Source organism: Micromonospora sp. NPDC047707 (genome assembly GCF_040704235.1).
Classification (GTDB): domain Bacteria; phylum Actinomycetota; class Actinomycetes; order Mycobacteriales; family Micromonosporaceae; genus Micromonospora.
The window spans coordinates 78,948-103,069 of record NZ_JBEYSU010000002.1; the positions used below are offsets into that span (position 1 = coordinate 78,948).

General features: G+C 73.1%; 23 protein-coding genes. 10 read left to right on the forward strand and 13 right to left on the reverse strand.

The window, feature by feature from the left end; all coding sequences use genetic code 11:
* The first annotated feature begins 79 nt into the window (after window positions 1–79).
* Window positions 80–913, forward strand: coding sequence for an NUDIX hydrolase (locus AB0873_RS02565; RefSeq protein WP_366598120.1), 834 nt, complete (start codon window positions 80–82; stop codon window positions 911–913).
* 94 nt (window positions 914–1,007) lie between these two features.
* On the opposite strand, the gene pstB is transcribed toward AB0873_RS02565, so the two are convergent.
* From pstB to AB0873_RS02605, 8 genes are all read right to left on the reverse strand, one after another.
* Window positions 1,008–1,784 (reverse strand): phosphate ABC transporter ATP-binding protein PstB, encoded by a 777-nt coding sequence (pstB, locus tag AB0873_RS02570; protein ID WP_155334021.1) that lies wholly within the window; start codon window positions 1,782–1,784, stop codon window positions 1,008–1,010.
* A gap of 20 nt (window positions 1,785–1,804) precedes the next feature.
* Entirely contained in the window at window positions 1,805–2,896 is a 1,092-nt protein-coding gene (gene pstA / locus AB0873_RS02575) for a phosphate ABC transporter permease PstA (protein ID WP_155330050.1), read from the reverse strand.
* Window positions 2,893–3,966, reverse strand: coding sequence for a phosphate ABC transporter permease subunit PstC (pstC, locus tag AB0873_RS02580; RefSeq protein WP_155330051.1), 1,074 nt, complete (start codon window positions 3,964–3,966; stop codon window positions 2,893–2,895). The genes pstA and pstC overlap by 4 nt, the downstream gene beginning before the upstream one ends.
* 44 nt (window positions 3,967–4,010) lie before the next feature.
* Window positions 4,011–5,114, reverse strand: a complete 1,104-nt coding sequence (gene pstS, locus AB0873_RS02585; RefSeq protein WP_155330052.1) for a phosphate ABC transporter substrate-binding protein PstS — start codon at window positions 5,112–5,114, stop codon at window positions 4,011–4,013.
* Between the two features lie 306 nt (window positions 5,115–5,420).
* Window positions 5,421–6,479, reverse strand: coding sequence for a phosphate ABC transporter substrate-binding protein PstS (pstS, locus tag AB0873_RS02590; protein WP_366598121.1), 1,059 nt, complete (start codon window positions 6,477–6,479; stop codon window positions 5,421–5,423).
* 3 nt (window positions 6,480–6,482) lie between these two features.
* Window positions 6,483–7,409: a mycothiol synthase gene (gene mshD, locus AB0873_RS02595; protein WP_366598122.1), complete on the reverse strand. Its 927-nt coding sequence runs from the start codon at window positions 7,407–7,409 to the stop codon at window positions 6,483–6,485.
* Between the two features lie 134 nt (window positions 7,410–7,543).
* Window positions 7,544–8,401, reverse strand: a complete 858-nt coding sequence (locus AB0873_RS02600) for a polysaccharide deacetylase family protein (protein ID WP_366598123.1) — start codon at window positions 8,399–8,401, stop codon at window positions 7,544–7,546.
* A gap of 133 nt (window positions 8,402–8,534) precedes the next feature.
* A complete protein-coding gene (locus AB0873_RS02605; RefSeq protein WP_196255832.1) occupies window positions 8,535–9,254 on the reverse strand; it encodes a response regulator transcription factor in 720 nt (239 codons plus the stop codon).
* Between the two features lie 243 nt (window positions 9,255–9,497).
* Between AB0873_RS02605 and AB0873_RS02610 the strand changes: the two genes are divergently transcribed.
* The 5 genes from AB0873_RS02610 to AB0873_RS02630 all read left to right on the forward strand — a co-directional run bounded on the left by AB0873_RS02610 (window position 9,498) and on the right by AB0873_RS02630 (window position 12,919).
* A complete protein-coding gene (locus tag AB0873_RS02610) occupies window positions 9,498–10,526 on the forward strand; it encodes a hypothetical protein (RefSeq protein ID WP_366598124.1) in 1,029 nt (342 codons plus the stop codon).
* 78 nt (window positions 10,527–10,604) lie between these two features.
* A complete protein-coding gene (locus AB0873_RS02615) occupies window positions 10,605–11,390 on the forward strand; it encodes a DUF2993 domain-containing protein (RefSeq protein WP_366598125.1) in 786 nt (261 codons plus the stop codon).
* A gap of 71 nt (window positions 11,391–11,461) precedes the next feature.
* Window positions 11,462–11,539 (forward strand): Ms5788A family Cys-rich leader peptide, encoded by a 78-nt coding sequence (locus tag AB0873_RS02620; protein ID WP_311202345.1) that lies wholly within the window; start codon window positions 11,462–11,464, stop codon window positions 11,537–11,539.
* Window positions 11,540–11,743: 204 nt separating this feature from the next.
* On the forward strand, window positions 11,744–12,592 hold the full coding sequence (locus AB0873_RS02625; protein ID WP_366598126.1) for a sulfurtransferase: 849 nt from the start codon (window positions 11,744–11,746) through the stop codon (window positions 12,590–12,592).
* Between the two features lie 3 nt (window positions 12,593–12,595).
* Complete coding sequence (locus tag AB0873_RS02630; RefSeq protein ID WP_366598127.1) at window positions 12,596–12,919, forward strand: DUF1416 domain-containing protein; 324 nt, start codon at window positions 12,596–12,598, stop codon at window positions 12,917–12,919.
* A gap of 495 nt (window positions 12,920–13,414) precedes the next feature.
* Here the strand turns inward: AB0873_RS02630 and AB0873_RS02635 are convergent, their stop codons facing one another.
* Entirely contained in the window at window positions 13,415–17,785 is a 4,371-nt protein-coding gene (locus AB0873_RS02635; RefSeq protein ID WP_366598128.1) for a S8 family serine peptidase, read from the reverse strand.
* A gap of 207 nt (window positions 17,786–17,992) precedes the next feature.
* Between AB0873_RS02635 and AB0873_RS02640 the strand changes: the two genes are divergently transcribed.
* Both AB0873_RS02640 and AB0873_RS02645 read left to right on the forward strand, forming a co-directional pair.
* Window positions 17,993–18,505 carry a winged helix-turn-helix domain-containing protein gene (locus tag AB0873_RS02640; protein WP_366598129.1) on the forward strand — a complete coding sequence of 171 codons (513 nt, stop codon included), beginning with the start codon at window positions 17,993–17,995 and terminating at the stop codon, window positions 18,503–18,505.
* A 149-nt stretch (window positions 18,506–18,654) separates the two neighbouring features.
* On the forward strand, window positions 18,655–19,506 hold the full coding sequence (locus AB0873_RS02645; protein WP_366598130.1) for a hypothetical protein: 852 nt from the start codon (window positions 18,655–18,657) through the stop codon (window positions 19,504–19,506).
* A gap of 58 nt (window positions 19,507–19,564) precedes the next feature.
* Here AB0873_RS02645 and AB0873_RS02650 read toward each other — a convergent pair whose 3' ends face one another.
* From AB0873_RS02650 to AB0873_RS02660, 3 genes are all read right to left on the reverse strand, one after another.
* A complete protein-coding gene (locus AB0873_RS02650) occupies window positions 19,565–21,622 on the reverse strand; it encodes a glycogen debranching N-terminal domain-containing protein (RefSeq protein WP_366598131.1) in 2,058 nt (685 codons plus the stop codon).
* Window positions 21,619–21,999 (reverse strand): SCP2 sterol-binding domain-containing protein, encoded by a 381-nt coding sequence (locus AB0873_RS02655; RefSeq protein WP_366598132.1) that lies wholly within the window; start codon window positions 21,997–21,999, stop codon window positions 21,619–21,621. Before AB0873_RS02655 ends, AB0873_RS02650 begins: the two co-directional genes overlap by 4 nt.
* 84 nt (window positions 22,000–22,083) lie before the next feature.
* On the reverse strand, window positions 22,084–22,446 hold the full coding sequence (locus tag AB0873_RS02660) for a DsrE family protein (protein WP_167999889.1): 363 nt from the start codon (window positions 22,444–22,446) through the stop codon (window positions 22,084–22,086).
* Window positions 22,447–22,470: 24 nt separating this feature from the next.
* Between AB0873_RS02660 and mtfM the strand changes: the two genes are divergently transcribed.
* Together mtfM and AB0873_RS02670 are read left to right on the forward strand one after the other, a co-directional pair.
* The gene (gene mtfM / locus AB0873_RS02665) at window positions 22,471–22,575 is read left to right on the forward strand and encodes a small membrane protein MtfM (protein WP_267897534.1); all 105 of its coding nucleotides are present in this window, start codon (window positions 22,471–22,473) and stop codon (window positions 22,573–22,575) included.
* Between the two features lie 33 nt (window positions 22,576–22,608).
* Entirely contained in the window at window positions 22,609–23,202 is a 594-nt protein-coding gene (locus AB0873_RS02670) for an FABP family protein (RefSeq protein WP_366598133.1), read from the forward strand.
* Between the two features lie 33 nt (window positions 23,203–23,235).
* Here the strand turns inward: AB0873_RS02670 and AB0873_RS02675 are convergent, their stop codons facing one another.
* Window positions 23,236–24,090: an aminotransferase class IV gene (locus AB0873_RS02675; protein ID WP_366598134.1), complete on the reverse strand. Its 855-nt coding sequence runs from the start codon at window positions 24,088–24,090 to the stop codon at window positions 23,236–23,238.
* Window positions 24,091–24,122: the final 32 nt, after the last annotated feature.

The window sequence follows — 24,122 nt, forward strand, 5'->3', positions numbered from 1 at the left end:
TGCCGGGGCGGTGCCGGCCCTGCCGGGCGGCCCGACGCAGGCCGGTGAGCGCTTCCGGGACATGCCCTAGGCTCGCCGCATGACGATCGACCCCGACGGCTTTCCCGCACCGCCGGCGCTCGTGGAGCACGCCCGCCGGTTCCACGCGGAGGGCGGCACCCCGGCGGTGCCCAGGGTGGCGGCCACCGTGCTGCTGCTCCGGCCGGCCGCAGCCGGCTTCGAGGTGTACCTGATCCGCCGGGTCGCCGCGATGGCCTTCGGCGGCATGTACGCCTTCCCCGGCGGCGGGGTCGACCCCTCGGACTCGCAGGCCCACGTGGGCTGGGCCGGGCCGGCCCCGGCCGAGTGGGGAGCCCGGCTCGGCCTGAGCCCGGAGGCCGCGCAGGCGGTGGTGTGCGCCGCCGCCCGGGAGGTCTTCGAGGAGGCGGGCGTCCTGCTCGCCGGCCCCGACGGCGACACCGTGGTGGGTGACGTCTCGGGGGACGACTGGGAGGCGGCCCGGGTCGCCCTGGAGGGGCGGCAGGTGGGCTTCGCCGACCTGCTCGCCGAACGCGGGCTCACCCTCCGGTCGGACCTGCTGCTGCCGTGGAGCCGGTGGATCACACCCGAGTTCGAGCCGCGCCGCTTCGACACGTACTTCTTCGTCGCCCTGCTCCCAACGGGGCAGCGGACGCGGCACGTCTCCGGGGAGGCCGACCGGACGCTGTGGATCCGACCGGCGGACGCCTGCGACCGGGCCGGGGACGGCGAGCTGACGATGCTCCCGCCCACGCTGGTCACCCTCGGCCAGGTCGCGGCGTGCGGGGACATCGACGGCGTCGTGGCGGCCTCGGCCACCCGCGACCCCGCCACCCCGGTCACTCCCCACCTCGACGTCCGCCCCGACGGCGAGGCCCGCTTCGTTCTCGGCTGAGCGGGCCTCGAACGGCGAAAGAGTGGCCGTTCCTCGCGGGAACGGCCACTCTTCCGTGGATCTGCGTGCGGGTCGTGGTGACCGGCAGTGCGGCTCAGCCGAAGCGGCCGGTGATGTAGTCCTCGGTCTTCTTCACGCTCGGGTTGCTGAAGATCTTCTGTGTGTTGTCGTACTCGATGAGGCGGCCCGGGTCGCCGGTCTTCTCGATGGAGAAGAACGCGGTCCGGTCCGACACCCGCGCGGCCTGCTGCATGTTGTGCGTGACGATGATGATCGTGAACTTGTCCTTGAGCTGGAACATCAGGTCCTCGATGGCCAGCGTCGAGATCGGGTCGAGCGCGGAGCAGGGCTCGTCCATCAGCACGACCTGCGGCTCGACCGCGATGGTGCGGGCGATGCAGAGCCGCTGCTGCTGACCGCCGGAGAGGCCGGCGCCGGGCTTGCCGAGCCGGTCCTTCACCTCGTCCCACAGGTTCGCCGAGCGGAGCGCCCTCTCGGCCGCCTCGTCCAGGATCGACTTGCGGCGCACGCCGTTGAGGCGCAGGCCGGCCACGACGTTCTCGTAGATGCTCATGGTCGGGAACGGGTTGGGGCGCTGAAAGACCATGCCGATCATGCGGCGGACGGCGGTGACGTCCACGTCGCGGTCGTAGACGTCCTGGCCGTCGATGGTCAGGCTGCCCTCGACGCGGGCACCGGGGAGCACCTCGTGCATCCGGTTGATGGACCGCAGGAAGGTGGACTTGCCGCAGCCGGACGGCCCGATGAGGGCGGTGACCGTCTTCGGCTCGACGGTCAGGCTGATGTCCTCGATCGCCTTGAAACCGCCGTAGTACGCGGTGACCTTCGAGGCTTCGATGCGCTTCGCCATGGTGGTGGTACCTCCGGGGTTCATCGGCTGAGCCGGTTACGGCGGGCCAGCAGCTTCGCCGCGATCGTCAGGATCAGCACGAGGGCGACCAGGGTGAGTGCCGCGGTCCACGCCCGTGCCGGCGCGTACCGGGACGCGTCACCGGCCTGCTGGTAGACGAAGAGGGCCAGCGACGACTGGTTGTTCTCGAACGGGTTGAAGTTGATCGCCGCGCCGCCGCCGGCGACGAGCAGCACCGGGGCCGTCTCGCCGGCCGCGCGGGCGATGGCGAGCATGACGCCGGTGACGATGCCCGGCAGCGCGGTCGGCAGGACGATCCGCAGGATCGTCTTCCACTTCGGTACGCCCAGGGCGTACGCGCCCTCGCGCAGCGGCGCGGGGACCAGGCGCAGCATCTCCTCCGTGGAGCGGACCACGGTCGGCAGCATCAGCACGCTCAATGCCAACGCGGCGGCGAAGCCGGAGAATCCCGGCCGCCCGGTGGAGCTGAAGTACGGCGAGACGATCAGCACCCAGAACGCCAGGATGAACAGGCCGGCGACGATGGACGGGATGCCGGTCATGACGTCGACGAAGAACCGGATCGCGAAGGCGAACTTGCCACGGCCGTACTCGACCACGTAGATCGCGCAGAGGATGCCGAGCGGCACGGTGATCAGGGTGGCGATACCGACTTGGATCAGGGTGCCGACGATGGCGTGGTACGCGCCGCCCTCCGGGTCCCGCGCCCCGATGTTGTTCATCGAGGTGAGGAAGAAGTTGGCGTCGAACCGCTCCAGACCCTTGCTGACCAGCGTCCAGACCACCGAGGCCAGCGGCAGCACGGCCAGCACGAACGCCGAGTGGATCAGGGCGCTCCAGGCGCGGTTGCGGGCCGACCGGCGACCCTCGACGGCGTTCGCCGCGGCGAAGAGCCCGGCCAGGTACAGCAGCGCGCCGACCACGACCACGAGGACCGGGCCGCCGATGCCGGTGCCGTACACGAGCGCGGCCGAGACCAGCAGCGCGGCGAGTGCGATGACCGGTGCCGCGTACTTCGGCAGCCGGCGGGCGCGCAGCGTCGGCGGCTGGGCCGGCGGGCGGGTGCGGTGCGAGGTGACGGTGGTGGTCATGCGGCCGACTCCGTGAACTCCCGGCGGCGGTAGATGATCGCCCGCGCGGTGATGTTGACGATCAGCGTGATGGCGAAGAGGACCAGACCGGAGGCGATCAGCGCGCCCCGACCCGTCTCGTTCGCCTCGCCGAACGCGTTGGCGATGTTGGCGGCGATCGTGTTGCCGCCGTTCTCGATCAGGTTGAACGAGATGCCGAAGGTGATGCCGAGGGTCAACGCGAGGGCGATCGTCTCGCCCAGCGCGCGGCCGAGGCCGAGCATCACCGCGGCGATGATGCCGGGGCGGCCGTAGGGGAGCACTGCGGTGCGCAGCATCTCCCAGCGGGTGGCGCCCAACGCGAGGGCGGCCTCCTCGTTGGCCGTCGGCGTCTGAAGGAACACCTCGCGCGAGAGCGACGTGATGATCGGCAACACCATGATGGCCAGCACCAGGGCGCCGAGCAGGATCGACCGCCCGAACGGCCCGTCGCCCCCGAAGAGCGGGATCCAGCTGAAGTATTCGTTCAGCCAGACCGAGAAGTCGCGAACCGGGTTGATGAACACCTCGCGACCCCAGAGGCCGAAGACGACGCTGGGCACGGCCGCCAGCAGGTCGATCAGGAAGCCGAGGGTGGTGCCCACCCGGCGCGGCGCGTAGTGCGAGAGGTAGAGCGCGATGCCCAGGGCGATCGGCACCGCGATGAGCAGTGCGAGTGCGGAGCTGAGCACGGTGCCGAAGGCGAGCGCGCCGATGCCGAACTTCGGCTCGGGGTCGTTGGGGAACCAGCCCTCGAACGTCCAGAAGTTCTCGGTGTTCGCCTGCAGGGCCGGCACGGCCTTGGCGATCAGGAAGACCGCGATCGCCGCGATGATGACGAGCACGGCGGTCCCGGCGGCCACGGTGAGACCGCGGAAGGCCCGCTCGGCGCCGAACCTGCGGGCACGCGGCAAGGCGCCGCCGCCACCCAGCCCCGGCCCGTCCGGGGTGCGAAGTGGTGCCTCGGCCACACGCGCCGAGGCACCGGCGGACCACCCGTGAGTGGTTCCGCCGGTGCCGGCGTTGGCCGAGCGGGGAGGGATGTCACCCATCAGCTCGCTCGCTCCGATTGAGATACGTGGTGGTGTCGGTCAGGTCAGGAGAGGCTCTTGACCGCGGTCTCGACCTTGGTGCGGACGCTGTCCGGCAGCGGGGCGTAGCCCAGCTCGGTCAGCTCCGACTGGCCCTCGGTGCTGGCCGCGTAGCCGAGGAAGCCCTTGATCAGCGGGAGCTTGTCGGCGGCGTGGCCCTTCTCGCAGACGATCTCGTACGTCACCAGGACGATCGGGTACGCCCCGGCCTCCTTGGTGTTGTAGTCGATCTTCATCTTGAGGTCGTTGCCCTGGCCCTCGACCGCGGCGCCCTGGATGGTCTTGCCGGCCGCCTCCGCGGTCAGCTCGGCGAACTCGCCGGCGCCGTTACCGATCTTGGCGATGCCCAGGCTGGCGTTCTCGGCGAACGACCACTCCATGTAGCCGATGGCGCCGTCGGCCTGCTTGACCGCGCTGGCCACGCCGTCCGAGCCCTTGGCGCCGGTGCCGCCCGGGGCCTTCCACTCCTTGGCCTTGCCGAAGGTCCAGTCGGCCTCGGCGGTCTTGGAGAGGAAGTCGGTGAAGTTGTCGGTGGTGCCGGACGAGTCCGACCGGTGCACGGTCTGGATGGTGGTGGCCGGCAGCTTGGCGTCCGGGTTGTCCGCCTTGATGGCCGCGTCGTCCCACTTGGTGATCTTGCCAGCGAAGATCTTGGCCAGGGTGGCCGGCTTCAGCTGGAGGTTGTCCACACCGCTGACGTTGTGGGCGACGGCGACCGGGCCGATCACCATCGGCAGGTTGATCGCCTTGCCGGTGGCGCAGCGGGCGTCGGCCTTGGGCTGCTGGTCCTCCTTCAACGCCGAGTCCGAGCCGGCGAAGTCGGCGGTGCCGGCGATGAAGGCCTCGATCCCGGCGCCGGAGCCGGAGGGCTCGTAGTTGATCGTGGTGCCCTGGCACTTCTGCTGGTACGCCTTGATCCACTCGGACACGGCGTTCTTCTGCGCCGAGGAGCCCTGGGCGTTCAGCGTGCCGGTGGCGCAGTCGGCCGCGGCGGACGACCCGGAGGCCGACGGGTTGGCAGGCTCGTTGTTGTCCGAGCCGCATGCACTGAGAGCGAGCGTCGCGGTAAGAGCGAGGCAGGCGAGAGTGCCGTGCCGCTGGAGCTTCACCTGAGGGGTTTCCCTTCACGTCTGACTGGCTTGGCGGCCCCGGGTTGGGGGCCGGGGAGCCGGCACGCTGACCGGCATGGCCCAAAAGCTAGGAGTGCCAGGTGACTGGTTCGCCGGTCACAAGTGAACGGAAGGTGAACACGTGCGACCCTCGTGGTGGCCGGTCGCTGAGGGTGAGTTGTCCGTTTAGTGAACTGGGGTGCCGCTGTCGGAAGTATGGGTATTTCTCCGGCAGGTCGTTACCGCGCCGAGTCGTGACCGTTATCCGGCGGTGATGCGCTGCATAGCCCCGGCGGCCCCCCGATCTCAGGAGATGCGGGCGACCTCGGCGGCCACCCGTCGGCGCAGCGGCTCGGGCAGCGGTGCGTAGCCGATCTCCGCGATGAGCCGCTGACCCTCAGCGCTGGCCGCCCACCCCAGGAAGCCGCGGACCAGCGGCACCTCGTCCGCGGCGAGTCCCTGCTGACAGAGGACCTCGAAGGTCACCAGCACGATCGGGTACGCCCCCGGCGCCGGTGTGGCGCTGTCGGACTCGACCTCCAGGTCTGCCCCCGGCTCCGGAATCGCCTTCGCCGCCGCCTCGCCGGACGGCGCTACGAACGCGCCCGAGGTGTTACGGATCCGCGTCACCGACAGCCCCTCGTTACGGGCGAACGACAGCTCCAGGTAGCCGATCGTGCCGTCGGTGTCGCCGACCGCCTCGGCCAGCCGCTCCGACCCCTCGACGCCGATGCCGCCGGTCGCCGGCCACTCCCGGTCCGAGCCCAGCGTCCACTCCGCCCGAGCTGCCTCCGAGAGGTAGGTGGTGAAGGTCTCCGTGGTACCGGATTCGTCCGCCCGGTGGACCGGGCGGATCGGGGTCGGTGGCAGCGCCACGCCCGGATTGTCCGCCCGGATCGCCGGGTCGTCCCACTGCTTGATGGCACCCGCGAAGATCCGGGCGAGCGTGGCCGGAGTCAACCGCAGCTCCGGGACGCCGAGCTGGTAGGCGACGGCCACCGGGCCGATCACCATGGGGAGGCTGACGGTTCGGCCGCCCGAGCACTGCGCGTCGGCCTGGACCTTCTCCTTCGGCTCCAGCAGGGACTCACTGCCGGCGAAGTCCGCCATGCCGGCGACCAGCGCCTTGATGCCGGCACCCGAGCCGGAAGCCTCGTAGTTGATGGTGGAGCCGGGGCACGACTGCTGGTACGCGGTGATCCACCGCACCATGGCGTTGTACTGGGCGGACGATCCCTGCGCGTCCAGGGTGCCGGCGGCGCAGAGTTCCTGCGGCACCGGCCCGTCCGGGCGGTCGGGCGCGCACCCGGCGAGCAGGAGTGCGAGCCAGAGGCCCACCAGGGCGCGGTGCCACCGATCGTTCACCGCTCAGCCCAGGTGGTAGTTGACGTGCGCGGACCAGCGGGCGAAGCCGAGCCGCTCGTACAGGGCCACCGCCGCGGTGTTGGACTCGTCGACGTAGAGCATCACCCGGTCCAGGCCGCGCCGGTCCCGCAGGTACGCGAGGCCGGCCGCGGTCAGCGCCTTGCCGAGCCCGCCGCCGTGGGCGCCCGGGTCGACACCCAGCACGTACACCTCGCCGATCGGGGCCGAGCCGGGCCGCTCGTGGACCTTCGTCCAGTGGAAGCCGAGCAGCTCACCCGTCGGCTCGGCCACGGCGAGCAGGAAACCGGCCGGGTCGAACCACGGCTCGCCGAGGCGTACCCGCAGGTCGGCGGCGGTCCAACGGCCCTGCTCGGGGTGGTCGGCGAAGGCCCGCGCGTTGAGCGCCAGCCAGGCGTCGTCGTCGGCGCCCGGCCGGTACGCGCGCAGCGTCACCCCGTCGGGCAGGCGCGGCTCGGGAACCGGGGCGGTGAGCGGCCGGCGCAGTTGCCACAGCACCCGGGCCCGCGCGAAGCCCAGATCCACCGCGAGGGCGGCGGCCGAGGGGTGGTCGCCGTGCGCCCAGGCGCGCAGCGGCCCGGTCGCCGCCGTCACCGCGCCGCGGGCCAGGGCACGTCCGGTGCCACGCCGGCGGTAAGCGGGATGGACCGCCATCTCCACGCCGGTGCCCGCCGCCGGGTCGGTGATGTCCAGGTGTGCGTACCCGGTGAGGGTGCCGTCGTCGGCGCGGGCCGTGAGGTGCGCGGCCGGCGCCCGCCCGTCCCGGAGCCGGAGCAGGACGTGCTCGTCGAGCGGGTCCGCGCCGTCGGCGTCCCCGGCGGCGCGGGCGAGGGCCAGCACGTCGGCGATCTCCGTCGGGTCGAGTCGGTCGGTCCGGTACATCCGGTCGCGCGCGGGTTCGGGGCTGCTCACCGGGTCACCGTAGCCCGTCCCCCGGGCCGGCTCCGGCGGACCGGGCGGCATCCGCAGCCGTCGCGCCGCCGGGGTGGCCGCCGATTCCGGCCACGCGGTCCCGGCACCGTCGCCCGCGCTCGTGGGCAGCATCGTCATGTCGGGTCGGGGGGCAGGGCCGCCACCTGGAACCGGCTGGTGAGGTCCGGCAGGATCCGGTACAGCGCGTCCACTGTGCCCTGCCGGTCGCCGCCGGCGTCGTGCAGCAGCACGACCGCACCCGGCTCCACGCCGGTGGTCACCGTCGACGCGATGTGGCCCGCGCCGGGCACGCGCCAGTCGGCCGGGTCGACCGTCCAGTGCAGCGGGATCATGCCGAGTTCCTGTGCCACCGAGACCACCGGGTACGTCCAGGCGCCGCCGGGCTGCCGGTAGTAGGCGATCGGCGCGTCCGGCGCCGCCGCCCGGATCGCCTCGGTCGTCCGGAGCAGGTCGGCCCGGATCCGATCCGGCGACCGGGCACCGAGCGTGACGTCGTGGTTCCAGGTGTGGTTGCACAGCGTGTGGCCGTCGGCCACGATCGCCTGGATCAGGTCGGGGTGGTTGCTCGCGTTCTCGCCGACCACGCAGAACGTCGCGGTGACGTTGAAGTCCCGCAGGATCGCGAGGACCTGCGGGGTGTAGCGGGGGTCCGGCCCGTCGTCGAAGGTCAGCGCCACCGTCGACGTGCCGGTCGTGCTGCGGGCGCCGTACGTGCGGATGCCGTCGACGATCTCCGCTTCGCCGGTGTCCTTCCGCGGGCCGGCGGGGTCACCCGACCGCGACGGGCGGGTGCCGGGCTCCCCGGACGGGGGCGGCTGGTCGCCGTAGTGCGGACCGGTGGCGCTGGTGGTGACGCCGGATCCCAGTCCGTCCGGCACGAGGCTGCGGGCGATCGCGTACGCCGAACCGAGCAGCGCGGTCAGCACCAGCAGCACGATGCCGAGGCTGCGGGCGGCCGGGGAGAGCCGCATCAGTCAGCCCGCCTGTGACGAACCGTCGCCCCCGTGGTCATTTCGCGCACCGCCGCCCCCTCTGACTGGCCAAACCTGGCAGTCAGAATAAAGTGAGCGATCCGCGCAAAAGGGGCGAATGCTCGAATGGGGCTCAGACCGGCAGTGGCGCGTGCTCGCTCTCCGGCAGCGACCGCGACGGCGGGACGACGAACTTGTAACCGACCTGGCGGACCGTGCCGATCATCGACTCGTACTCCGAGCCGAGCTTGGCCCGCAGCCGACGGACGTGCACGTCCACCGTGCGGGTGCCGCCGAAGTAGTCGTAGCCCCAGACCTCGCGCAGCAGCTGGTCGCGCGTGAAGACCCGGCCCGGGTGCTGCGCCAGGAACTTCAGCAGCTCGAACTCCTTGTACGTGAGGTCGAGCGGCCGGCCCTTGAGCTTCGCGGCGTACGTGTCGGGGTCGATCGTGAGCTCGCCCGCCCGGATCGAGCCACCGGCGCCGGCGGTCGCGTTGCTCAGCCGGCCCACCGCCAGGCGCAGCCGGGCCTCGACCTCGGCCGGACCCGCCGCGGCGAGGATGACGTCGTCGACGCCCCAGTCCGCGTTGAGGGCGATCAGCCCGGCCTCGGTGACCACGGCGACCAGTGGCACGCCGAGCCCGGTGGCGTGCAGCATCCGGCAGGTGGCGCGGGCCTCGCTCAGCTCGGAGCGGGCGTCGACCAGCACCGCGTCGGGGCTGGGGCCGGCGACCAGCGTGCGGACGTCGCGCGGCGCGGTGCGGACCGAGTGGGGCAGCAGGTCGAGCGCCGGCAGCACAGCGGACGGTTCGCCTGCTCGCGCGGTCACCAGCAGCAGGATCTCCACGATCACCTCCGTCCCGGCGGCCCTCGGCCGCGCGCGACCAGCGGCACACTCCTCGCGGGTGGCGCTGAGAACTTGCGTGGTCCCGGCGTCGCTGACGGGCGGGGTAACGGCTTGAGCGTAACCGATCGCCCCGGCCGGACCTCCGCGCCATTTCCCGTTTGCCCGATGTGCCCTTGATCGCGCCACAGCTTTTAACCTCGCCGAAACCGTGACCCCCGTGGCCGGGGCCGGGTCTGGCACGATCGGTGGGTGTTTCCCTCCAGCACGCCGGACACCGGCCGTGACCCCTGGCCCGACCAGCCCCCGGGCGGCCCGCCGAACGCGCCGCGCGCGGGCGACGACCAGGAGCGGGCGGAACGCGGTGGCCCACGCCGGGCCCGGCGCGACGGGGAGCCGGCGCGCCGACCCGCCATCGAACCAGGGGACGAGAAGGCCGAGGAGGTCACTCCGCCCGTCGAGGTGCGGCGGCCGCTCGCGCTGAGCGTCGCCGGCTTCGCCGCCCTGCTCGGAGCCGGTCTGGTGCTGGCGGCGCAGACCTCGGGGCCCGGTCACCGGCTGCCGTTCACGATCGTCGTCCTCAGCGTCCAACTGCTCTCGGTGCTGGCCTGGACGATGGCGGCGCGGCCGCCCGCGCTGGCGGTGGTCGCCGCGGTCAGCGCCGTCGCGGCGGTCGCGGCCGACACGGTTGCCGTGCAGACCGACGTCGCCCGGCTCATGCCCCTGGTGCAGATCCTCCTGGCGGGGCTGGTGGCCGCCGTACTCGGCCAGCTCGTCCGCCGCGTCGACCGGGTGCGGGTCACCGACTCGCTCCGGGGCACCGCGCTGATCGTGGCCGGCGTTGTGGCGTTCGGCACGCTGATCGTGCTGAGCCGGATCCCGGCGGGGACCCAGGCCATCACGGTCTGCCTCACCGCCGCCGGCGTCGCGCTCACCGTCGCCCGGGCCACCGACGCGTTCGCCGCCTGGCCCCGGCTGGCCCCCCAGGTCCCCCGGGGCGCGGCCGGCGTGGTCGGCGGCGCCATGGTCGGCACGCTCGTCAGCGCGCTCCTCGGCAGCTACCTGGTCACCCCGTTCACCCCGACCCGGGCCGCGATCATGGGCCTGGTCGCGGCCGTCGCGGCCGTCCTCGCCGACCTGGCGGTCGGGTACGCGGAGGCGGGCCGCCTGATGGCCGGCGAGCAGCCCACCATGTGGGTGGCCCGGCACATGCAGGGCCCCCTCGCCGGCTTCGCCCTCGCCGCCCCGGCCGCGTACGCCCTGTGCAAGCTCGTGCTCTGACCGGAGATTGAGAATTCGACCGTTCGGGTACCACCGGGGCGCCGCGACGCGGCAACGGTGAGGACGACAGGAGGCGGCGTGACCGACGAGTACGCGTACCAGGAGCGGCCCCGGCGGCGGGGGCGCCGCGCACTCGTCGTCCTCCTCGTCCTGCTGTTGGTCCTGGCCGGCCTGCTGGTCGTGGCCGACCGGGTGGCGGCCGGGGTGGCCGAGCGCGCGATCGCCGACCAGGTGCGGCAGGAGATCGCCAAGCAGGACGCCCAGTCGTCCCCGCCGGAGGTCGAGATCGGCGGCTTCCCGTTCCTCACCCAGGTGCTCGACGGCCGGTACGAACGCATCTCCATCGGGCTGCGCGAGGTGCGCGGCTCGGTGCAGGGCGACGCGGTCGCGCTGCCGACGCTCGACGTGGACGCCCGCAACGTGGCCGCCTCGCTGGACACCATCCGGTCCGGGCAGGGTGACGTGGTCGCCGAGACCGTCAACGGCACCGGCATCATCAGCTACGACAGCCTGACGGCGCTGCTCGACCGTGACGGGCTGCGGCTGGGCGAGCAGGGCGGCCGGCTCGCGGTGACCGCCCCGGTGGACATCCTCGGGCAGCGGCTGACCGTCACCGGCACCGCCGACATCACGGTCAGCGAGCAGGGAGCGGTGGCCCTGCGGTTCGACAACCTGACCGCCGAGGGGCTGCCCAACGTGCCGTTGGCGCGCACGCTGCTCAACAACTACGCGCAGAGCATCTCGATCGACGTGCCCCTGCCGGAGTTGCCGTTCCAGCTCGCGGTCCGCGAGGTCCGTCCGCTGCCCGAGGGGCTCCAGGTGACCGCGGACGCGAGCAACGTGCCGATCAACGCGGTGGGCTGACCGTCCGGGTGCGTCCCGGATGCTGGTCCGTCCGCTGGCGTCACCGGGGATCGCTGGTAGGCTCCCTGGCCATGGGGACGCTCCTCACCAAACGGCGCGCGGTCGACCTGTGCCGCGTGGCCACCTGCCTGTGTCGCCCCGTCATCTGACGGCGGGGCTGTCCTCGGCTGCCTAGCGGCCAACGGCACGCAGGAGCTTCTTTCTTCTCCCGTGCTCACTTTCAACGCCCGGCAGCGGCGCCGTCGCACGAACCCGTGATCCGTCCATACGGTGGATTCCGCGCGCGGTGCGATCCTCACATCTTTCGATGCCTCGTGCTGGTTCACCGTCCATCTTCACCAGGGAGTGATCTGATGAGTCGCGACACCGCACTCGTCTCGGCCGACTGGGCCGAGAAGAACCTCGACGCCCCGGGCGTCGTCTTCGTCGAGGTCGACGAGGACACCTCGGCCTACGACACCGGCCACCTGCCCGGCGCGATCAAGCTCGACTGGAAGACCGACCTGCAGGACCCGGTCCGCCGGGACTTCGTCAACAGGTCCCAGTTCGAGGCGCTCCTCTCGGAGCGGGGCATCGCCAACGACGACACCGTCATCCTCTACGGCGGCAACAACAACTGGTTCGCCGCGTACGCGTACTGGTACTTCAAGCTCTACGGCCACGGGGACGTCAAGCTGCTCGACGGCGGCCGCAAGAAGTGGGAGCTGGACGCCCGCCCGCTGGTCAAGGACGCGGTGACCCGTCCGGCGACCCAGTACGCGGCCCAGGAGCCGGACAACAGCATCCGGGCCTTCCGCGACGAGGTGGTCGCCGCCATCGGCGCCAAGAACCTGGTCGACGTGCGCAGCCCCGACGAGTACGCGGGCCGTCTCCTCGCCCCCGCGCACCTGCCGCAGGAGCAGGCGCAGCGCGCCGGCCACGTCCCGACCGCGATCAGCGTTCCGTGGTCGAAGGCGGCCAACGAGGACGGCACCTTCAAGTCCGACGACGAGCTGCGCAGGATCTACGCCGAGGCGGGGCTGGACGACAGCAGGGAGACCATCGCGTACTGCCGGATCGGCGAGCGCTCCTCGCACACCTGGTTCGTGCTCCAGGAGCTGCTCGGCCACCACAACGTGAAGAACTACGACGGTTCCTGGACCGAGTACGGCTCGCTGGTCGGCGTGCCGGTCGCGCTCGGTGACGAGCCGGGGGAGGCCTGAGTCATGACCGCACCCACCGCCGCCGGTTGCGCCGCACCGGACCAGGCCGCCCCGCTGCCCGCCAGCCTCGACCTGGAGAAGGAGACCGTCATCACCGGCGTCGTCCGCTCCACCGAGGGCGAATCGGTGCCGGGCGCGTACGTCCGGCTGCTCGACTCCACCGGTGAGTTCACCGCCGAGGTGGTCACCTCACCGGCCGGGCAGTTCCGCTTCTTCGCCGCCCCCGGCACGTGGACGCTGCGGGCGCTCTCCCGTCACGGCAACGGCGACACCGCCGTGACCGCCGCCCGGGGCATCAACGAGGTGGCCGTCACGGTCGCCAACTGACCCACGCTCTGCATCGACTCGCGGCCCGCCACCCCGTACGGGGCGGCGGGCCGCAGCCGTTCCTGCGAGGACGTGGGCCGCAGCCGAGTCGGCCGCCCGGAGGGCCAGGTGGACGACAAAGGGCCGGGACCGCCAGCCGCGCAGCGCCCGCTTGAACCGAGGTGATCGATCGTCACCACGGCAAGGGCGTCTTGTGACCGATCCGAAGACGTGGCTCCGAAAGCCCTGAGGGGCTCACTCGCCGTCGGGGGCAGGCGGCGCAGCGTCAGCGACTGGAACCGGTAGCCGCGGGCCGTCGGTCGCAACGTACCGTCACCTAGAAGGACATGGCTCACGCCTGGCTCCCTTTGGAGCTGATCCACCTGTGTCGTCAAGCAGCAGACGGTTGACGGGGCACCGATGTTGATGCATTGACGGCATCAGCTCCAAAGGAGCGACCGGAGTGGTTCTTCCGGCTGGGGTCGGCCGGAGCCTCGGTACAACGAGGCGCTCACCTCAGATGCCGGTCGCTCTCGTGCAGGGCGAGGAGGGATCGAGGGCGAAGTCGAGCGTGCCGACGAAGCCGGCCCGGACCCGGGTGCGCCGTACCTCGGGGACCCAGCCGTCCTTGGCGACGATCACGTCGTAGCGGCCCTTGGGCAGCCACCACGCGTACCGGCCGGACGCGTCCGCGGTCAGGGTGTAGCCGGCGCTGCCGCCGACCAGGTTCACCCGGACCGTCGCCGGTACGCCGACCGTCACGCCACCGCAGGTCACCCCGGTGACCGTGCCCAGGAGCTTGCCCCAGCTCGCCGGCGGCGACACGTTCATCTCGACGATCACCGGTGGCACCGGGTACGGCACGTCGGCCGCGAACGCCAGCTCACCCGCGTACCGTCCGGGCTGCGCGACTCCGGCGGCGGCCGTCGCGGTGAGCGTGACGGTCATCGTGCGGGACGCTCCCGCCGCCAGCGTGAAGCTGGTGGGCGAAGTGCCGAGCCAGGGCAGGTCCGCCTCCTCCGCGCACAGCTCCAGGCCACCCAGCCGCTCGCTCTGCACCGACCCGACGAACGAGGTGGGCGAGCCGCCGATCCGGTACGCCCCGCACGCGGCGGCGCCCCGGTACCGGGCGAACCCGGTGTTCGGCAGGTCCCGCCAGCTGCCGGTCGCCGGGTCGTAGCCGACCGTCCGGTTCGTCACCACGCTGGACCCGCTGGTCACGCCGCCGGCCAGCACGAGCATCCCGCCGGCCGCCGCGTACTGCGAGGCCCACATCTCCAGCGGCAGGTCGGCGATCCGGGTCCAGCCGTCCGAGGCCGGGTCGTACCGGTACGCGTCGGTGTACTCGGTGCTGCCGGTGCCCCCGGCGCAGTACACCTGGGCGCCGATTCCGCCGCAGCCCAGCCAGGCGACCGGGTGCGGGTAGGGTGCGCCGGTGGTGAAGGTTCCGGTCTTCGGGTCGAACGCCACCAGCCGGTCGGTCTCGGCGCACGCCCCGTCCGTGCAGCCGCCCACGAGGTAGACCTTGCCGCCCGCGACCGCCGTCCCGGCGGCGGCGACCGGTGTCGGGTTGGCCGCCCCGGCCAGCGTGCTCCAGCTGCCGGTGCCCGGATCGAACACGTCGACCGACGCGACGGTGTTCTCGTCGGCACCCCAGCCACCGAACACGTAGAGCTTGCCGCCGACCGCCGCGACGGCCGGCTTGGCGCGGGCGGTCGGCAGGTCGGGCAGCGCCGTCCAGGCCGCCGTGCCCGGGTCGTACGCCCAGGCCAGGCGCTCGGTCCCGGTTCCGCTGCCACCGCCGACCGAGTAGACCCGCCCGTCGAGCCACGCGGCCGCGTTGTCGAAGACCGCCGCCGGCAGGTCGGCGATCCGGGTCCAGGCGTCGTCAGCTGACGGGGTGGCCTCCGGCGCCGCGCCGCCGTACGCGGTCCCGGTGCGTGCCTTGCTGATCCCCTTCACCGTGACCTCGCGCAGCGGGGCTCCCGCCCGGTTGAGCAGGTCGAACCGTCCGGCCCGCTCCAGCATCTCCACCGTCGCCGGGGCGGTGCCGGTGTTCGTCACCGTGAGCCGCGTGCTCCGGGTGCTGCCGTACCGCTGGTGGGACTCCACCTGCCCCGGGGTGACCGTGAGTCGGCCGGCGGCCAGCGCGAAGTCGACCCGCCGCACGTCGCCGGCGACGACCGTGACATCACGGGTGGCCGGTGCGTACGGCCTCAGCGTCGCGGTGAGGGGGTGGGTCCCGGTGCGGCCGGAGAAGAGCCAGTAGAAGCCGTCGGGCTGGGTCGGGTCCTCGGGTGTGGCGGCCGAGTCGCCCCGGTCGGCGGGGCGGTCCACGCTGGTCACGGAGACCCCGTTCACCGGGGTGCCGGTGTTGCGGTCGGTCGTCCTGCCGACCACCAGGCCGCCGGGCACCGGCGTGCAGTCCCGGTTGACGAGGGTGACGTCGTCGACCTGCCACCACCAGGCGAACGTGCCCGTGAAGCGGAACCGCACGCGGACGTCGGACGCGCCCCCGGCCCCGGTCAGCGGCACCTCCTCGATGCGGGGCCCGCGCCGGCTGGACGTCTGGTGCCAGACGTTGGTCCAGTTGGCGCCGCCGTCGGTGGAGACGTCCACGTCGGCGGCGTCGTTCACCCCCACCGCGCGCCAGTCGCTGCGGAAGCGCAGGACGGGCGCGGGCGCGCCGGACAGGTCCACCGGCGGGGTCACCAGGTCGGTGTCCTGGGTGTTGCCGGAGCCCAGCGTGTCGCTGTCGACGATCGCGAAGCCACCGCTGCCGCCGGTGAGGTTGCCGCGAGCCCCGGGGTCGTCGAAGACCCAGCCGCCCTTGTCGGTGCGGTTGGCCACCGACCACCCCTGCGGTGCGGTCGTGCCGTCGAAGCCCTGCGTGAGCTGCGACGGGCCGAAGTTGCCGGTGTAGCCGGCGGCGGTGCAGGCCGGGTCGACCGGCAGCGCGACGTCCGCCGTGGCGGCGCCGTCGCCGACCGGCACGTCCCGCGTCACGGTGCGGTAGCCCGGGTACCGGGCCGTGACGGTGATCCGGTACCCGGTGTTCCCGGCCACGGTGGCCGACCAGCGGCCGGTCGCCGGGTCGGTGAAGACCGGGCCGCCCGGACGGCCGGCCACGTCGACGCGGGCGTAGAGCGGCCAGCCGTGCCCGGAACCGTCGGTGACCCGGCCGCCCAGGGTGACCGTCGGGCTCGCCGCCAGCGCGAAGTCCCGGGTGACCGCAGCGCCCTCGGCGACCGTGACCGTGGCCGACTGCGTGGCGAAGCCGTACGCGGAGACCGTCACGGTCGTCTCGCCGGCCGGCACGGTCAGGGCGTACCGGCCGTCGGGGCCGGTGGTGACGGTGCGGGTGCCGTCGCCGACGGTCGCCCCGGCAACCGGGTCCCCGTCAGCGGCCGAGGTCACCGTGCCGGTGATCCGGCCGACCGCCCCGCGCGGGGCGCCGCGCACCGCCTCGTACGCGTCGAGGCGCCCTTCACCGAACACGTTGTTGTCGGCGGCGGACCCGCCGCAGGTGGTGGCGTCGACGTCCCGGGCGGTGCGGTCCAGCAACGCCTCGGTGGCGGCGACGTCCCCGCGCAGGCCGGGGGCGGCCGACCAGACCAGGGCCGCCGCTCCGGCGACGTGCGGTGCCGCCATCGACGTGCCGTTGAAGGCCGCGTAACCGCCGCCGGGCACGCTGGAGCGGACGGCCACCCCGGGGGCGGCGACGTTCGGCTTCAGCGGGTCGGTGCCGGAGCCGCGACCGGAGAAGTCGGCGATGGCGCCGTTCGACGCGTACGCCCCGACGGCGTACGCGGTCGGGTGGTCGCCGGGCGAGCCGGCGCTGCCACAGGCCGGACCGTCGTTGCCGGCGGAGAAGACCGGGAAGATGCCGGCGGCCCGCCAGGCGGCGACGGTCTGCTGGTACCAGGGATCGCCCCCGTCGCCGCCCCACGAGTTGTTCACGATGTCCGGACGCAGGTCAGGCCGCGGGTTCTGCCCGTCCGGGTCGGTCGGGGCGAGGATCCACTGGCCGGCGGCGAGCAGCGAGGCGTCCGAACACGTGTTCGCCTCGCATCCCTTCGCGGCCATCCACCGCGCGCCCGGGGCGACGCCGATCTGGTTGCCCGCCCCGTCGTCGCCGACCATCGTGCCCATCACGTGGGTGCCGTGGTCGTTGTTGTCGCAGGGCGCCGGGCCGGGGCACACCCCGGTCGGGTCGTACCAGTTGTAGGCGTGGTCGAAGCTGCCGCCGAGGTTGCCCCGGTAGGAGCGCACCAGGGCGGGATGGTCGTACTGCACGCCGCTGTCGATGTTCGCCACCACGACGCCCTCGCCGCGGTCGCCGAACTCGTCCCACACCCGCGGCGCGCCGATGTCGGTGAGACCCCACTCGACGGCGGCGGTCCGGGCGCGGCCGACCGTGGCCGGCGTCGGCCGGACCAGCGGGTAGCTGCGGGTGGGTTCGATCCGGGCGACTTCGGGCCGCCTCGCCAGTTCGTCGATCAGGGCCCGGTCGCCACGGACGCGGAGGGCGTTCGCGATCCAGTACGACGTGTGCTCCACCTTGCGCCCGTCCAGCAGTTCGCGGAGGTCGCGCTGGGTGCGTTCGGCGGTACCGGTCAGCAGCCGGTGCACGGCGCGGGCCCGGCCGTCCGCGTCCCGCAGCTTCGCCGTGTCGGCGAGCGGGGCGGTCTCCCGCAGGTACACCAGGAACGTCGTGCTACCGGTGGCGGTACGGCCGTCGAGCAGCCCCGGCGCGACGGTCGCCCGGGCCGGGGTACCGGGCGGCGGCGCGGCGAGCGCGGGCTGGGCGGTCAGCCCGAGCACCAGCGCGCCGAGCGCGACGGCCACCCGCCGCAGGCGGGACCGTGTGGATGGTCGTACGAACACTGTTCCCTCCCGACGTCCGCGGTCCGGGCGGTTCCGGCCCCACGGAAGTCATGCTCGTAGGCCGGCAGAGGGCGATCAATGGAATGTTTCGGTCAGTACCTGGTCAGTGACGGGGCGCGATTCTGGCCATACGCTGACCGCGGGCCCCGCCGGGACGCGTCGGCGGGTGGGAGCGTTTCACGTCAGCGCGGGCAGCCGGGAGGCAGCGTGTCCGGTGGGGGAGTCCCGATAGTTGTCTGTGTCAGCCCCGACGTGGCGGTGCGCGAGCACGTGCTGCGCCGGCTCGACGGGGTGGGGCCGGTCCTGAGCTGCGCCGATCTCGCCGAGCTGCGCGCGATGCTCTTTCCCGAGCCGCCCGCCGGGCCGACGCCGACGCCGGTGCCGGTGCCGGTGCCGGGGGAAAGTCCGGTGACCTGCGGTGACCTGGTCGTCGACGGGCCGGGGCACCTGGTCACCTGGCGGGGGTGCCCGCTGGCGCTGACCCGTATCGAACGGGAGCTGCTGGCGCGGCTGGTCAGCCCGCCGGTCGTGCTCTGGAGCTACGAGCGGCTCTTCGCCTGCGTCTGGCGCGGCGCGTACCTCGGCGACACGGCGATCCTGCACTCGGCGATGAAGCGGCTCCGGCACAAGCTGCGCCTGCTTCCCGACGGCCCACGGGTGCAGACCGTGCGCGGTGTCGGCTACCGCTTCGTCCCCGCACCGGGCGACCCCGACGGGTGACCGCGTGGCGATGTCGGCGGCGACGCCCGGCCGCGGGGCCGGCCCGGGGGCGGCGCGCAGCCGATCGCGTCGGTTCTCCACCAGCCCGGGCGGGCCGCCGGGGTGACGCCGTCGGCGGGCGACGTGCCGGCGCGTGACACGATGGCGCGGTGAGTGCCGTCCACCCCGGGTACGCCCCGCCGACCGGTTCCGCCCGCCCGCCGGGCCGCCGCCGCGCCGCGCGTTGGTTGCTCGTCGTCACCGTGGCGTGGGCGGTGCTGCTGGCGGCGCTCACGTGGTGGTCGGTCCGCACCGACCCGCCGACCGTGAAGGAGCAGCGCACCATCGGCCAGGCCGCGCCGGTGGTCGAACGCGCGGTGGGCCGCCTCGTCGCCGCGATCGGCCCCGCGGCGGCGTGGGTCATGACGCCGGATTCGGTCGAGAAGGGGTGCCGGGTCACCCCGGTCAGCAGCGGCGCCGACCTGACCCGCGGCGTCGACGTGCTGCTCGCCGAGGGCGGGGAACGGCCCCTGCTGGACCGGGTCGCCGACGCGCTTCCCGAGCCCTGGCGGGCCGGGGTGCGGGACAGCGTGGACGGCCCCCGCCTGCGTGCCGACGCGGGTGACTTCGTCCTGGTCGAGGGCGAGGTGGCCGGCCCCGGCCGGGTCCGGTTCACGGTGGCGACCGGCTGCCGCCCGGCCGACGTGGAGTTCGTGGACTCGCTGCCGCTGCCCGCCGCCGGCCCGGCTCTGGACGAGGCGTCACGCGCCCTGGGCCGGCCGGCGACCGACGCCTCGCGGGTGGTCGTGGCCCGCTGCCCCGACGGCGGGAAGGCCTGGACCCGCTGGATGGACGCCGGTTCCGAGCCGGTGTCGCTGGCCGCGCTGGCGCCGCTGGCCGCCGGCGCCGTCCTCGTCGACACCCCCGAGGCGTACGCCTACCGGCGCGGCCCGGACATCGTCCTCGCCGACGCCACCGGCGAGGAGCTTCGGCTCGCCGCCTCCACCGGCTGCGCCGGTTGACCGCGCCGCCGCCTCCACCGGCTGACCGCGCCGTCCGGGCGGAACACCGCCCGACGGGTCAGTGGCCTCGGCTGGAGTCGTGCGGGCCGCGGCTGCGGCCGAGGGCGTCCACCCGACCCCACCGGCCCGGGATGTCGAGCAGTTCGACCCGGCCCATGCCTTCCGGCACGTTCGGGTCGATGATGAGGTGATCCCCCTGCGGCTCCAGGCCGAGGATGATCCGCAGCAGCAGCAGCGGGGTGCCGGCCGACCAGGCCTGCGGGCTGCATGCGGTGGGGTACTGCACCGGGTAGTCGGTGAGGTCCCGGTCGTAGCCGGCGAACGCCTCCGGCAGCCGGCCGGCGAAGAACCGGGAGGCGGCGAGGATCCCCTCGCAGACGAGCCCCGCCTCCTCGTGGAAGCCGTATTTCCACAGCCCCCAGGCGATGATCGAGTTGTCGAACGGCCAGACCGTCCCGACGTGGTAGCCGATCGGGTTGTACCGGCCCTGGTCGTCGGCGAGCGTCCGCACGCCCCAGCCGGAGAAGAGCCGGGGACCGAGCAGGTGCTGGGCGAGCCGCCCGGCGCGCGACTCGTCCACGATGCCGCTCCACAGAAGGTGGCCGATGTTCGAGCTGAGCGCATCCACCTGGCGGCCGTCGGCGTCGAGCGCGAGCGCGTAGTACTCCTTCTCCGGGATCCAGAAGTCCCGGTTGAACCGCATCTTCAGTTCGGCGGCCTCCCGCTCCAGCCGGTCGGCGTACGCGGGGTCGTTGAAGAACCGGCGGGCCAGCCGGGCGCCCCGCATCTTCGCGTCGTAGGCGTACCCCTGGAGTTCGCAGGTGGCGCGGGGGAAGCCCGGCAGGCGGCCGTCCCGGTACGAGATCGAGTCCCAGGAGTCCTTCCAGCACTGGTTCGCGAGTCCGGTGTCCGGGTTGCGGGTCCGGTACCAGACGTAGCCGGTCCCGAGCAGGTCGCCGTACGTGTCGATCCAGGCGAGGGCGGCGCGGATGTTGGACTCCAGCTTGATGATCAACTCGGCGTCGCCGGTCCACCGTTCGTACTCGTCGAGCAGGATCACGAACAGCGGCGTCGAGTCGGCGGACCCGTAGTAGGGGGAGTGGGGCTGCTCCTCGAAGCCGGCGGTCTCGCCGTACCGCAGCTCGTGCAGGATCTTTCCTGGCTCTTCGTCCCGGAAGTCGTCCAACCGGTGCCCCTGGAGACCGGCGAGGAGCATGATCGTCGACGGGATCAGGTCGGGCAGGAAGGGCACCACCTGCAACGACGTGAAGATGCTGTCCCGCCCGAAGAGGGTCATGAACCAGGGCAGGCCGGCGGAGATCAGCCGGGCGCCGAGTGAGATGGACTCGTAGCGGAGGGCCGCCAGGTCGTTGAGGCTGCGCCGGTACGCCCCGGCGAGCGGCTCGCAGTCGCAGCCGAGCTTCGGCGCCCGCTCGATCAGCTCGTTCTGCTCGGCCTCGATCGCGGCTGGGTTGCGGATGCCCCCGTACATCGGCAGGTTTGTTCGGATGTCTTCGCCCCGGGCGCCGTAGATGATGGTGGCCACGTGCAGCCGGGTCGTCCACTCCCCGTGCGGCGCGATCCGGATCCGGAACGTCATCCCGGCCACGTCGATCTCGCCGGGCGCGCTGGTCGAGACCACCGTCTCCCGGTGGAAGGCCTCCCGCCGGTAGACGAGCCGCAGCTCGTTCTCGCCGACGGTGGCGGTGGTGTGGCCGTGCTTCTGGCGGACGTTCTTGATCTCGAAGAGGTCGCTGAAGTCGGCGCCGATGTCCATCCGGAGGCTGAACTCCATCTCCTCGCCGGAGTGGTTGAGGACGGTCAGCTCCTCGTCGATGCTGCCGCCGATGGCCCGGCTGCGGATCACCGACACCTTCGCGTCCACGTAGTGGGTCGGCGCGCCCGGCACCAGGAAGAACCGCGTCTGGTACGACGCCGCGTCATCCACCGACAAGGCGTGCAGGCGCTCCCCGTCGAGGGTGAGCAGCCAGGTGGACAGGAACCGGGTGTCGAACGAGAAGAGCCCGGTGGGAAAGTCCAGGGACGGTTCGATGTCCCCGCGCCGATCGCTGACCAGGAAGGTGTTGCCGTCCAGGATGCTGATGAGCTGCTTCACGGCAGCCGCCCGGCCTGCTCACGGGCCACCTCACGAGGGTCCCGCGTGCCCGGCGGGTTCGGGAAGAAGCGGCGGAAGGCGAGGAAGAGCACCACGTTCCCGCTGAACGTGCACTCGTTGCGCAGCACCGCGGAGATGCCCTGGGCGCGTCCGGTGACGAGCCGGTCGAACAGGTCCTCGCTGCTGTACCAGATCGCGTCGGCCGGCCCGCGGTGGCGGCTCACCTCGATCGCGCCGGGCTGCATCCGGACCCGCCAGTGCTCGGTGCGGTTACCGCTGCTGAGTTCGATCTGGAGCGTCCCGCTGACCAGGCCGCGCAGGATCTCCGGGGCGCGCGCCGGCAGTGATTCGAAGAATCGCTCCGTCGCCTCGGTCACATCCGAATCGTAGGCATTAGCCCGAGTTGTCGGGTCGGTTCCGCTGCGCGCGCTCGCCAGGTATCCGTCGCCCGGAGCCCGGCCCTAGTAGACGAGCGCCCGGGCGTCCTCGGCCATGGTCTCCTCGACGAAGACCGCCGCGCCCGCGATCCGGACGCCCGGCAGCACGTCGCCCGGGCCGATGTCGCGCCGCGCCGCACACTGGGTGCAGGCCGTCACCCGGCCGGTGGTCAGGATCACGTGCAGCAGCTCCGCCAGCGGCGCCGAGTGCGGCAGCTCGAACTCCTGTGCCCGCCCGGGCAGCGCGAACCAGGTCGCCTCACCGGTCAACCAGAGCGAGACGTCCACCCCGGCCGCGGCCGCGGTGGAGGCGACCGTGAACGCCTGCGCGCACCGCTCCGGGGCGTCGGCGCCCGCGGTGGCCTTGACGACGAGGGTACGGGCCATGACGCCAGCATAGGATGGTCGCCGATGGTCACCGAGATTGGGTTCGTCAGCCTGTTGGTCGCCGGCCTGGGCGCGCTCGCCGGTGGCCTGGTCTATCTTGCCGTACGCATATCGAGAGGCCGTTGGTGAAGTCTGCGCCGACGGGAAGGGCGGAGTGAACCGGTGAGCGACGAGAATCCCCTGCAGCCACCGCCGTGGCTGAACGCGCCGCCGGTCGACCCGTACCCCTACGAGGAGAGCCACGACCTGCGGGTCGGTCCGAAGCTGCACCCGACGCTGGACGGCCTGCTGCCGTACGTCGGGGTGTGGCGGGGGCGCGGTCGGGGCGGCTACCCCACGATCGAGGACTTCGACTTCGCGCAGGAGATCCGGATCAGCCACGACGGCCGGCCGTTCCTGTTCTACGAGTCCCGCGCCTGGCTCCTGGACGAGCAGAGCCGGCCGGACCGCCCCGGCGGGCGGGAGGTCGGCTGGTGGCGGCCGGTGCTCGCCGATGACCGGGCGACCGACGAGCTGGAAGCGCTGATGACCACGCCCACCGGCGTGATGGAGCTGCACATCGGCAAGCGCACGGGCACGCAGATCGAGTTCGTGACCGACGCCGTCGTCCGCACCTCCACCGCCAAGGAGGTCACCGCCGGCCACCGCCTGTTCGGCATCGTCGAGGGCGCCCTGCTGTACGCCCAGGAGATGGCCGCCGTCGGTCACGGCCTGTCCCCGCACCTCTCCGCCCGGCTGATCCGCGTCGGCGGCTGAGCACCGGCCGGGGTCCGGGCCACGGACCCCGGCTCAGGCCGGCGGCACGGGGAAACCCACCAGGGCCTGCAACCGCCTGGTGTACGCGGACCGGGGCCGGTCGACTCCGTCGATCGCGCGGACCTCGACCAGGCCCCGGACCGACGAGGTGAACCAGACGCCCTCGGCGGCGTCCAGGTCGGCCGGCGTCGCCATCCGTTCGTCGGCGCCCAGCCCCGCCTCGTCGGCGTGGGCCAGCAGCCAGGCGGCGGTGGTGCCCGGAAGGATGCCGGTGTCGGCGGCCGGCACCGTGCAGAGGACGTCCCCGGCCAGCCACACGACGTTCGCGATCGGGCCCTCCAGCGCGTACCCGTCGGAGGAGATCCAGAGCACGTCGTCGACGCCCGCCCGGGAGGCCCAGCGGCGGGCGGCGGTGCTCACCGCGTACGACGTCGACTTGACCCCGGCGGGCAGCCAGTCCAGGTCGGCCCGGGCCCGGGCCGGCACGCCCAGCGGCAGCGTCGCCACGGTGACGGCGTCCCGGCGGGCGTTCCGCGCCGACGCCGGCACCTCCGCCAGCGTCGCGTACACGGTGGGCGGCCCGCCGCCCTCCGGCCCCCGGGTGCAGACCAGCCGCAGCGCCCCCTCGACGTCGACGGGCCAGCCGGCGGCGACCTCGTCGAGCAGGGCGACCAGCGCCTCGGCCGGGGGCAGGGGCAGCTCCACCGCCTTCGCCGACCGGGCCATCCGCTCCAGGTGGGCCTCCCGCAGCCAGGGCCGCCCGGACCGCAGGTGCATCGTCTCGAAGAGCCCGTCGCCGCGCAGGACGCCGAGGTCGTCGCCGCGCAGCACCGGCTCCCCCGCCGGCACCCGGCCGCGCCCGAGCACCGCCATTCTCGCCGCCACCATGACCGCCGAGCATAGGGCCTGTGCGGTGGTGG